This is a genomic window from Moorena producens PAL-8-15-08-1 (genome assembly GCF_001767235.1).
Classification (GTDB): Bacteria; Cyanobacteriota; Cyanobacteriia; order Cyanobacteriales; family Coleofasciculaceae; genus Moorena; species Moorena producens_A.
Genome location: NZ_CP017599.1, coordinates 615,098 through 626,547, shown reverse-complemented (window position 1 = coordinate 626,547; position 11,450 = coordinate 615,098). Strand labels below are relative to the sequence as shown.

At 43.8% G+C, this 11,450-nt stretch carries 8 protein-coding genes and 1 pseudogene; 6 read left to right on the top strand and 3 right to left on the bottom strand.

The window, feature by feature from the left end; genetic code table 11:
* Nucleotides 1-184: 184 nt before the first annotated feature.
* Nucleotides 185-943: a DUF4388 domain-containing protein gene (locus BJP34_RS02570; RefSeq protein ID WP_070390984.1), complete on the top strand. Its 759-nt coding sequence runs from the start codon at nt 185-187 to the stop codon at nt 941-943.
* Between the two features lie 697 nt (nt 944-1,640).
* On the opposite strand, the gene BJP34_RS02565 is transcribed toward BJP34_RS02570, so the two are convergent.
* Nucleotides 1,641-2,870: an RNA-guided endonuclease InsQ/TnpB family protein gene (locus BJP34_RS02565; RefSeq protein WP_070390983.1), complete on the bottom strand. Its 1,230-nt coding sequence runs from the start codon at nt 2,868-2,870 to the stop codon at nt 1,641-1,643.
* A 1,199-nt stretch (nt 2,871-4,069) separates the two neighbouring features.
* On the opposite strand from BJP34_RS02565, the pseudogene ltrA reads away from it, so the two are divergent.
* From ltrA to BJP34_RS02555, 3 genes and pseudogenes are all read left to right on the top strand, one after another.
* Nucleotides 4,070-5,290 (top strand): annotated as a pseudogene (ltrA, locus tag BJP34_RS46930) (group II intron reverse transcriptase/maturase); the annotation flags it as partial.
* A 252-nt stretch (nt 5,291-5,542) separates the two neighbouring features.
* Nucleotides 5,543-5,686 (top strand): HNH endonuclease, encoded by a 144-nt coding sequence (locus BJP34_RS48265; RefSeq protein WP_267876599.1) that lies wholly within the window; start codon nt 5,543-5,545, stop codon nt 5,684-5,686.
* 445 nt (nt 5,687-6,131) lie between these two features.
* The gene (locus BJP34_RS02555) at nt 6,132-6,977 is read left to right on the top strand and encodes a DUF4388 domain-containing protein (protein ID WP_070390982.1); all 846 of its coding nucleotides are present in this window, start codon (nt 6,132-6,134) and stop codon (nt 6,975-6,977) included.
* Nucleotides 6,978-7,230: 253 nt separating this feature from the next.
* Here BJP34_RS02555 and BJP34_RS02550 read toward each other — a convergent pair whose 3' ends face one another.
* On the bottom strand, nt 7,231-7,875 hold the full coding sequence (locus tag BJP34_RS02550; RefSeq protein WP_083304958.1) for a hypothetical protein: 645 nt from the start codon (nt 7,873-7,875) through the stop codon (nt 7,231-7,233).
* Nucleotides 7,876-8,253: 378 nt separating this feature from the next.
* On the opposite strand from BJP34_RS02550, the gene BJP34_RS02545 reads away from it, so the two are divergent.
* Together BJP34_RS02545 and BJP34_RS02540 are read left to right on the top strand one after the other, a co-directional pair.
* Nucleotides 8,254-9,450: an NAD(P)/FAD-dependent oxidoreductase gene (locus tag BJP34_RS02545; protein ID WP_070390981.1), complete on the top strand. Its 1,197-nt coding sequence runs from the start codon at nt 8,254-8,256 to the stop codon at nt 9,448-9,450.
* Between the two features lie 71 nt (nt 9,451-9,521).
* A complete protein-coding gene (locus BJP34_RS02540; protein ID WP_070390980.1) occupies nt 9,522-10,175 on the top strand; it encodes an HAD-IA family hydrolase in 654 nt (217 codons plus the stop codon).
* Between the two features lie 120 nt (nt 10,176-10,295).
* Here BJP34_RS02540 and BJP34_RS02535 read toward each other — a convergent pair whose 3' ends face one another.
* Nucleotides 10,296-10,895, bottom strand: coding sequence for a tRNA-(ms[2]io[6]A)-hydroxylase (locus BJP34_RS02535; protein WP_070390979.1), 600 nt, complete (start codon nt 10,893-10,895; stop codon nt 10,296-10,298).
* Nucleotides 10,896-11,450 lie beyond the last annotated feature (555 nt).

The window sequence follows — 11,450 nt, the reverse complement described above, 5'->3', positions numbered from 1 at the left end:
TTGTTTCTCTCAAGATGGTAAATCAATTGATATGGGATTTAATTTCAAATTAACAAGCCACTCAGCTCATAGGACGTTGACGTTTACTTTGAAAAACTATTTTCAGGTGTTTTTTTAACAAATCTTAATATATTATAAATTAGTAATTTCCGCTAACCCTTTAGTATGAAGCAAATTAACAATTATGTCTGTTACAGGCCATTTAACCGATATTTCCCTACCAGAAGTGTTTCAGTTTATCGCCCAGGGACAAAAAACTGGTTTGCTAAGGTTGCTTCCCTTGCCAAGAAACCAAGTAACCCCTAGGAGAACTCATTATATTTGGGTGTATCAGGGTCACCTGGTGGCAGCTGCAGATCGGTTAGACAATCAAGGTTTGGTATCGCTGATTGTTAAACACTGCGGGGTTAGCGAACGGGTAATTGCTAAGTTAGCTCAGCTGTGTGCCATAGATAAACCTCTGGGTTTATGTCTTAAAACTCAGGGTGCTTTACAGGGTGACCAATTAAAACAGCTATTTCGAATGCAAATTCTACAGCATGTTTGTGCTTTGTTTCAGCTCCGAGATTGTCAGTTTAACTTTGAACAGAATGTACCTATACCAACACGAGAAATGACGGGTTTGAGTATGCCAACAAAAATAGCTATGTTGAAGGGATTGCGATCGCTCCGCAACTGGGAAGCTCTGGCAGATAAATTACCTGACCCGAATGGCGGTTTGGTCAGTATCAACGGTGGTCAACCTAAATACAGTTTGGACTCTATAGAGTGGCAAGTTTGGGAGTACACCAATGGCAATGTTTCTGTCAAGAGAATTGCAAGGCAACTGAGAGTACCAGTAGAAAAAGTACAACAAGTTGCTTTTAGACTAATTACAACCGGTTTAGTAGAAGAAGTGCCCTTATTGGTTAGTAACTTATGTGACCTATCTACATTTAACTGACGGTCAAGTGTCGTCTTATGATCCCTTTTTAAACGGGATCAAAACTTCCTTAAAGGTACTACTTAAAGGTACTACTTAAAGGTACTCTTAATTATGGAGGTCAACACAACTGTATTCCCTCAGAGCGCGTTTTAGAGTTGGTAAAATTTTCAGAATTGCTCGCGCTTTAGTTGATTGCTCAGTTGATATCACCGTTAATCCAAAGCTGGAATTATTAATCAAACTAGTCTAGAAGACTGCAATATAAAACTAGTCTTGAATAGTAAAATCATTTCTTTGGAACTTATCTCGATAAGAAATGATTTCAGACGTAGAGGAAGAGTTCTATTTAAACTCAACAGCTCCTGCTTTTTGAGGTATGTTTCCAAGTATTGAAAACAACTATTATAATAATCTAGCCTCAATCCAGGATTGAATTTATCTAATTCCAACTTAGCTCTTTGTCGAAATGGTCAAACCCATACTATTATAGTACAACATCTTTGCTCCGATCAAAAAAACAACCTTTGTCTGGGATTTATGAGGGGCTGAGTGATCAAAGGTTGTTTCCCTACCTGGAAAGCCCGGAGCGATGGCTAACCTACCTCTTATCCTTGTCCTAAGAACTCTCGGCTTTAGTCAACAAAAGCCAACGCCCAAGGTGACACGTGGGGCTGATCGCGGTTGAGGTGACAGCTCCTACACTGACCTTGCAGGTTCAGTGTAGGCAACAAGCGCCAATCCGGCTATCGCTTAGGAGGCGCTGAGCTTTAAGAACGGACTGCCCTTCCGCTCTGTTTTTGATGTTAATTGCCGCATTATGATCGCGGTCTATGCTGCATCTACAATGGGGGCAATCGTGCCACCGAATATGCAGCTTTTTAGGGACTTTATTACAATTAGAGCAATTCTGTGAAGTATTTTTAGGGCTTACTGGAATCGTTAACAAGCCAGCATTCAAGGCCGTAGGCCACGCTACGCGAACGGCTTTGCTTGCTAGGATTGTCAGGAAGCTTGACCATCCCGCATCCAACACAGATAATGCCAGTCGGGACTTAGCCATTCCTTTTACGTTTAGTTTTTCATGAGCGATTACATCATGCTTTGATAGCAGGTAGTTTGCTGTTTTAAAATGGAAATCTTTTCGCTTGTCTGATACTTTTTTATGCTGCCTACCAAGTTGCTTTATAGCCTTAAGTCTGTTGCTACCTCCCTTCTTACGTCGAGATACTCTCTTTTGAATAACCCTTAGTCTTTTTTGAGCCTTTCGGTAATATTGGGGGATCTTGATCGTCTCCCCCTCAGATGTAGTTAAGAAATCTTTAAGGCCAACATCAATACCAACTATTGAGTCAGGATTAATGTCAGGTTTAATCTCGGGGACTGTTTTATCTTCTAGGGACAATACCAGGTAATACCCATCACACTTTTTAGTGATCGAAGCTGTTTTTATTTTGAATCCATCAGGGATAGGGCGATGCAGTATAACCTTTATTTTTCCTATTTTGGGTAGGTTGATTAGGTTGTCCTCCAAACACCCTTCCTTCATTTGGGGATAAGTGAAGGTACGGTAACGGTGTTGTTTTTTAAACCTGGGTCTGCCGCTCCGTTTCCCGTTACTGTCACCTTTGATAAACCTGTCAAAAGCTAACTTCACTCTTTTAACTACATCCTGAAGTACCTGGGAATGGATATCTTTGTACCAAGGATGAGTCTTCTTGAGATCGGGTAAAGTCTTTTTCTGGGAGTAATAATCTGGATTGTCTCTTAATTCGGGAAGATGACAGACCAGAGGGCAAGCATTAATTGAGCAACGATTTTCTTCGTACCACCTGAATCGAGCCGCCAACAAGTAATTGTATTGAGCACACAGCATTGATAGCCAGTGTTCTATGTTAGTTTGCTGATATTTTGTCGGTTTTAGCCGGTACTGGTACGCGAGCCTCATTTGACTTGCCCTCTTGTTTATCGACCTAGTAATATTATATTATACGTACGGTCAAATCAAAGATAAAAAATTAACAATTAGGATTACCGATTTTGAAAAAAGACAACTGGAACAAGAGGCCAATCCCAGAGGAATGACTTCATCTGAGTTGATTAGGAGTTTGATAGCTCTATCCTTGGATCCATGCATATCCTGTTCGCGATTCATTCCACACTCATGCTGCCCATTGAGGTGTGGGGCATATGCGCGGTCTTAGCTAATCGGAAACTGCTGACATTCAAACTCTCCAACTGACGCCTTGACTCCGTGACATACTCCTACACTGACACTGCTCTTACAGAGCCGCTTCGCGAACGAGTGAGCGTGTAGGCTTCAAGCCAACTCCACCCAACGGTATCGGCTTTCGCCGACGCTGCGCGAACGGATACTAGGCAAGCTTTATTAACTACACGGTCAGAAGTTACCGTAAGGTACTGGTCGCCTTTATGGTTGGTCGGCTATGCAGATGCATGGTTAGTGCGACCTGAAAGTCGCACGGGAGAGTGGGAGATTCCAGAAGAACTCCCCAGGTAAGTGTCCAAATGCCTGTGTCCATTCTCTCACGGCTTCCGAAGTAATTCAGGAGTCGCACAGCGAGAGGAAATGCCGAACCCAAGTAGATAGTCACATGTCATATGGGAGGCTAGGGCAAAACCAATATGGACAGCGAACAGCAAATCTATCTCATGCTTCGTGACATCTGACTCCCGAAAGTGACTGACTACGGAAGATTGGGTCACAGGAATGATGTCATGACCAGCATCATTCGCGGACACCTAACCCCGGAGTAAAGATAGAGTCCTAAGTTGGTTGAATCTCCATCCCGTGCGGAACAGGATAACCCCGAATCGGTCTTTGAGCTAGTTTCCACGTTCAAAGTAGAGAAATCGCAAGAGGACTATCAATCCCGATGCGGGTGAGGGAGGTCTTCAGTAGCGAATGCCGGACAGGGGGAAACCCCAGAGGAAAGCCAAAACAGGTATAACTCGACGGATAGGGCAGGTAATCAACCTGAAATACCCAACCCAAAAGGGTGCTGACAGAAGACTGGTGAATCTGTGGAAATTCAATGTTTGAGAACTGAACTTATTAGGAAAAGTTAGATATGACCGGGAGCAGGCGTAAACGTAACTGATAAGAACTATACTCATTGGCAATCGATAGATTGGCAAAAAGCTAACCGTGTAGTTAAGAACTTGAGACGGCGAATTTTCAAGGCTACTCGTGAGAAACGTTGGAAGACACTCCGAAATCTACAAAGACTTCTAATGAAGTCTTACAGTAATATTCTCCTGGCAGTAAGGAGGTGTACACAACTCAACCAGGGAAAAAGAACTCCCGGTGTTGACGGACTGGTAGTATTGAACCCCACGGGAAGAGGAATACTGGTGGATTCCCTGACAAAATTTATCCCTTGGAAACCACTACCAGCCAAAAGGGTCTACATTCCCAAATCTAAAGGGAAAAAGCGTCCTCTAGGCATTCCCACCTTAATTGACCGTTGCCTACAAGCAATAGTCAAGAATGCTTTAGAACCATGTTGGGAAGCACAATTTGAAGGCATAAGTTACGGTTTCAGACCGGGCAGAAGCGCCCATGATGCCCTAGAGAAAATCTTCCGTGGTATTCGTCCAAACGGACGGAAAAAATGGGTAGTGGATGCCGACATTAAAGGATGCTTCGATAACATAAGCCACGAGTTTCTTATTAACAAAATTGGAAACTTTCCGGCCCGAAAGCTGATACAAAAATGGCTCAAAGCAGGCTACGTGGAAAAAGGAGCATTCTACACAACAGAAGCCGGAACACCCCAGGGTGGCATTGTGTCGCCTTAAAGCGCCAACATAGCCCTACATGGTATGGAAGACGCACTCGGAATCAAATACGACAAACGGGGTCAAATTATTGGCAAGCGTATAGTGGTCAGATATGCTGATGACTTTGTTTGTTTGTGTGAAACCAAAGAAGATGCCCAACTCGTTCTTGAACAGCTCAAACTCTGGTTAGGTCAAAGAGGACTACAATTATCAGAGTCAAAAACTCGAATTGTTCACATTACAGAAGGGTTCGATTTTCTGGGGTTCAACATCAGACACTACTGTGATAGTAACAGCAAATCTGGCTACAAACTGTTAACGAAACCGAGTAAAAAGGCAATCAAGGAAATCCGAGACCAACTCCGACACCTTTGGCTTAAATATAAATCTAACTCAGTCAAAGAATTAATATCGGTACTCAATCCCATCATTAGAGGTTGGGCAAATTACCACCGTAAAGGAGTAGCAAGGAAAACCTTTGAGAGTCTCGACCAATGGATGCATAAACGGGCTAGAAGATACGCCAAAAGAAAACATCCCAACAAAAACGACACCTGGAGGAAACAAAAATACTTCGGACGATTCAATTTGGAGAGGAAGGATAACTGGGTATTTGGAGACCACAGCAGTGGAATCCATTTGCTAAAATTCTCTTGGTTTAATATAGAACGCCATGTTCTCATACCTGGAAAATCGTCACCTGATGACCCTGACCCTGAAATCCAAAAATGGTTCATCTCCAAGCGTAAACGAGATTCCAGAAACCCGAAAAAGTCGTGGCAGAAAATAGCAAAAAACCAGCACTTTGTATGTCCGGTGTGTCAAGAATCTCTGTTTAACACAGAAGAACTGCACGTCCATCATGTCATCCCTAAATCAAAGGGAGGCTTGGACAACTACAAGAATCTCCAACTTGTTCATATTTTGTGTCACCAACGAATACATTATGGAAAGCCCTAGTGATTTGCTTGAGCCGTGATACTTGGAAACTTGTACGTCCGGTTCTGAGGGGGGAAAGAGACAGCGATGTCCCCGCCCTACCCGACAAACTTATTGATTAAGGCTCCACTAACAATCAGGTTTCGTCTCCGGGATGCCCCGACCCACGCCTTACAATACAAAAATTCGATTTTTTCGCTCTTTAATAGCTGACTTGCCCAGTATTTAAGGCCGTAGGCCACGCGGGGCGCGTTCGGCTTTATTGATCAGGACATATATTAAGCGCAATTCCATACATACCCTGTGCAAAATTCATCCCACACCTATGCTACGCATTAGGTGTGGGGCTTCTTTTGCCGGACAGCTAAAACTTGGATTTTGCCGCACAAACCATCTAACACTATATAATTTATTGTCACTCATAGTTGACACTCTCAAGGTGCTCTCTTGGTTTTAATTACCCGACATGTCCCTTAATGGTTACCTAAGCGACTTATACTTGCCAGAACTTTTTCAGTTTTTAGAGAAAGGAAAGAAAACTGGTTGGCTGAGAATTACTGCCTTACCCAGAGTTTCTGGATACCGGCGACCAGTTCATCACATTTGGGTGTATCAGGGTCGGATTGTGGCAGCAGCTAATCGATTAGACCATCAGGGTTTAATTGTCCTGATTGCTCAACATCAGTGGGTTAAACACAGTATAGTCAATAAACTCGCTCAGTCATGTACTCCCAATCAGCCACTGGGTTTATACCTCCAAAGTCAAGGTATTTTACAAACTGCACAACTAAAATGGTTGTTTCAGATTCAAATACAACGGCAAGTGTGTCCTTTGTTTGAACTGAAAGATGGTCGATTTAAATTCGAGCAGAACGTGCCGATCCCAACCCTGGAAATGACCGGTTTAAGTATACCGGCAACAGAAGCAACATTGATCGGGTTAAGGGAACTGCAGCACTGGGAGGCTTTGGCTGAGCAATTGCCTGACCCTGATTGGGGTTTAGTCAGTACCATCTGCGATCCACCCCAATCCCATTATCGACTCAACGTTTTAGAATGCAAAGTGTGGCATTATACAACAGGCAAAGTTTCTCTCAAAGCGATCGCAAAGCAGCTGAAACTACCAGTAGCACAAGTACGGCAGATTGCGTTTAGGCTAATCACAGTGGGTCTTGCACAAGCAAGACCTTTGTTGAAGGATACTTCTCACCAAAACTTGGACAAATCTCGACAAAACCCAATTGCTCTCGACAAACAAAAATATCCATTCCTGAGCTTCCGCCGCAATTCATCCCACGTCCGAAAGCAGTAGCTTCGGCGTTGGATGAGCACACAGGGCAGGGCAAACCCATCATATTTTTGTACATGCTGGCGGAGTAAGGATGAAGAGCGACAGTGCGACCCCGGTCGGGTTTCCCCACAAGCGTGAACGCCCACCAAGAGAATCAAGTCCTGGTTTTTATCAATTGATTAAATCCTTACTGGATCAGGCTTTTGGAATTTACATGGGGTTTGCCTCTGAAAGCGTCACAAACTGACGTTTTGTGTAAGTTTTATCTAACAGTTCAAATATAAATATCTTCTCCTTGTTCTGTGAATCGAACATCTTTAATATTTAACTCAGAGTTAGCAGTAAGAGTTTTACGCAAACTACCGAAAAGGGCAAATTGCTCACAAGTGGAGAGGGAGACAAACTGCCGCTGGGAATCTGGTGATAGGCGCAAATCGACGGTAGCCACACCAGTATTGGCATTGACCTTCACGCGGTATCCCGATACATTAAAGTCACTGGAGTTACCAGTCTCTAAAACTTTTCCTATAACTGTATTTACTGGATTTCCTACTGGTACAGCTACCTGTTCAGATACCAGAGACTGACACTGACTGTCAGCCCGATAGACATTAAGAATTACTCCGTTAGCTCGATTGCTATTATTATTACCTTGGCTGACTGTAGCCTTAAGCGCGACCTTACCAACCTTGGTTCCTGGTTGAGTTTCTTCCGTAGGTACAGTAATCTTAGGTAGAGTAGTATTAGAGGGTGCTACACCAGTGGTAGAGCTAGCCTCGGTGGCTGGTTCAGCAGATAGATTCCCTACAGGAGTTTTCTGGGAACCAGGATTGTTATCACTCACCAAACCATAGCTACTGAAACCAACGACAATTGCTGCAATCGCAACAGGAGCTAGATAGTGTTGAAAACTTTTCATTTGGCTTCGCTCAAAACAATGCTTCTAGCTGTTGTCTAAAGCAACAGTTACATCAATCAATATTCAAGGTGAAGCGTGGTTGATCAGGATAAAACAGTTAAAAAATAGAAACTAGAAAATAAAAATTGAAATCATTTTCACGCTTATATCCCAATTCTGGCGCATTAGGGCTATAGATCAATTTAATTTGGCCATCTCCCGACACTCCCAACACTCTCGACACTCCCGACACTCCCGATCTCCCCATCTGCATCTGTAGTCTTACGTTGAAGAATTGGTATTAACTGTGGGGGAGGTGAAACCCAGCTACCCTGTTGTAATCGCCTTGCTATCCTAAAAGAAGTTCCCCCGTGGAGGACATCCCCGATTCAATCAACCATGACTAAACAACCAGCCCGAATCTGCATTCTCGGTGGAGGCTTTGGGGGTCTCTATACAGCCCTACGCTTAAGCCAGCTGCCTTGGGAAAAGCCCCAACAACCAGAAATTGTCTTGGTTGATCAAAATGATCGGTTCTTATTTTCACCGCTGTTGTATGAACTGATCACCAGCGAACTACAAACCTGGGAAATTGCTCCACCCTATGAAGAACTGTTAGCAAACACAGGTGTACGGTTTACTCAGGCAGCGGTAGCAGGCATTGATGTAGAACAGCAGCAGGTACAGCTACAGACTGGAGCGGAATTTCAGTATGATCGCCTGGTGTTAGCCCTAGGTGGAGAAACCCCCCTAGAGCAGGTGCCTGGGGTGGCTGAGTATGCTATCCCGTTCCGAACTATTACTGATGCCTATCACCTGGAAGAACGGTTACGGATTTTGGAAGAATCCGATACAGATAAAATCCGGATCGCTATAGTTGGTGCAGGTTACTCTGGTGTGGAACTAGCTTGCCATCTAGCCGAACGGTTGGGAGAGCGCGGAAGGTTGCGGTTGATTGAACTCGGTGATGTGATTCTAAGAACATCAACGGACTTTAACCGGGAAGCAGCACGCAAAGCTTTGAATGAACAGAAGGTCTGGATTGATTTGGAAACCAGTGTTGAGTCCATTGGACCTGAAACCATTTCTCTGTTGTATAAAGGACAGGTGGATACTATTCCGGTAGATTTGGTGCTGTGGACAGTAGGGACAAGAGTGACACCAGTTGTGCGATCGCTTCCGCTCAAACAAAACCAGCGTGGTCAGCTGATCACCAGCCAAAGGTTACAAGTGGTTGACCATCCCGAAATTTTTGCCCTAGGTGATCTAGCCGATTGCCAAGATGCTGATAATCAACCAGTTCCCAATACAGCTCAATCCGCTTTTCAGCAAGCCGATTATGTGGGTTGGAATGTCTGGGCTTCTTTAACTGGGCGTCCCCTGCTGCCCTTCCGTTACCAGCAGTTGGGAGAGATGATGACTTTGGGGAAAGACAATGCAACTCTTACTGGTTTAGGTGTGAAGCTGGATGGTCCTTTAGCCCACATAGTGCGCCGACTTGCCTATCTTTATCGGATGCCAACTATAGAGCACCAACTTAAAGTTGGCATGAACTGGATTACTCAACCATTAACTGATCTGCTGTCTGGAACATAAAGGCATACATACAGGAAAATGGAAAATTGAAATTGAATGAACAATTAACCATTAACAATTAACCATTAACCATGGAAAAACCGCGAGTAATTTTTCTAGATGCTGTCGGTACTCTATTTGGTGTTCAAGGGAGTGTAGGAGCAGTTTATAGTGCGATCGCTAATCAATTTGGGGTTACAGTACCTGCTTCAGCTTTGGACAAAGCCTTTGTCAAAGCCTTCGCCTCAGCAGAACCAGCGGTTTTTCCAGAAACAGATCCTGAAGAAATTCCCCAGCGAGAATTTGAATGGTGGTGGGTGATTGCCTCCCGCACCTTTGAACAAGTTGGTGTACTTGACCAGTTCACCGATTTCATTGATTTTTTTGACGAACTCTATGCCCACTTTGCCACTGGTCAACCTTGGTTAATTTATCCGGATGTTATCCCAGCTCTGAAAGCATGGCAGCATATTGGTATTGAGTTGGGTGTGGTATCAAATTTTGATTCCCGTCTTCATCTTGTCTTAAAAGCCCTAAAATTAGAAGAATTTTTCTCCTCCATCACAATTTCGACCCAAACTGGCTTTGCCAAGCCTGATCCACAGATTTTTGCTGCTGCTTTACAAAAACATCACTGTAGTGCTCAGGAGGCTTTTCATATTGGTGATAGTTTTCAACAAGACTATCAAGGTGCTCAGGCAGCTGGCTTGAGAGCATTTTTGATCAAGCGCAAACCAATGACTTAAGCATTACGCGATGCTCCTAGGTCGCCGCTACGGGAACGCACCTATTGGTTTCCACACCAGTTTCTGGTTGATACCCACTGCTCTGGTATAGTTTGGCTGGTTCTTTGAGGAGACTGGCTGCTAACTGTGAATTCTTGGTTCTGGGTAAAGGGTAACCAGCAACTCACTTTCTTTAACTGCTAACTCATCTAACCGCTGAGCTACCAGTACTCGCTCAAAATAGGTATCAGCCAGTACCCAGTAAACACCATAGTGACGAGCCTCAGATGCCATCAAGCTACGATAAAATTTTGCTAAAGATGGATCACAACAGTGAGTTGCTAGTAATCCCAAACGTTCGTGAGAACGAGCCTCGATCAGTCCAGCAACTAGTAAAGAATCCAACAACCGTTCTGGTTCCTTTCGGCGAATCTGAGCTTTCAATCCAGCTCCATAGGGTGGTGAAGAAAGGGGACCTAAGGGAATGCTACGTCTTTCTAGCCACTGGTTAACTTGCTCGAAATGTTCTAGTTCCTCACGGGCAATGACTGTCAGCTGACGCACCAGTTTACTGTAGGATGGGTAGCGAAACATTAAATTCAGTGCTACTCCAGCCGCTTTACGTTCACAATGGGAATGGTCAAGTAAAATAACATCAAGGTTTGCAAGGGCTTGCTCGATCCAAGCCTGGCTAGTAGGTTGTTTGAGGGTATTAATCAAAGGCAGACCAGAAGAAGACACGCTTTTTGCTCACATCAAAGTAGTTGCCTGGTTCATTGCATACAGGCTTTGGTATCGGTAGGCGATGCTATTAATTTTAACTGAATTGTGTCAATACCCGTCTTGTTAAGGGGCAGGTGTAATCCTGTCAAAAACTGGGTTCAAGACCCAATTTTGTAGCAACAAGTTGTGTCGGAAACCCCGACTTACCCGTAGCCAATCCGGGTAGTTCATGATAAATTTACATAGATACTACACATAGATACTTAGAAGACAAGTTAAACTAACTACTTGAGCCTATTCCTCAAACTATTACACTTAACGACTCTATTCAGGAATAGCAAATCTCTTAAAAGGAAGACCACTCTGAAAGAATCGGTGCATCAATCTATAAATAGGTATGAGGCTCATGGTATTAGGTATTAGGTACAACAAAAGCAGTTGATAGCCTCTGTGCTTGAGGAGGGGTGCTTCATACGCTGGTCATAAACCGCTTAGCCATTTAACCTAGAACTCTGATGCCTAAAGCCATTAACCTTAAATTTTATATGAAGGGGTCTACCTGATATTTAACGC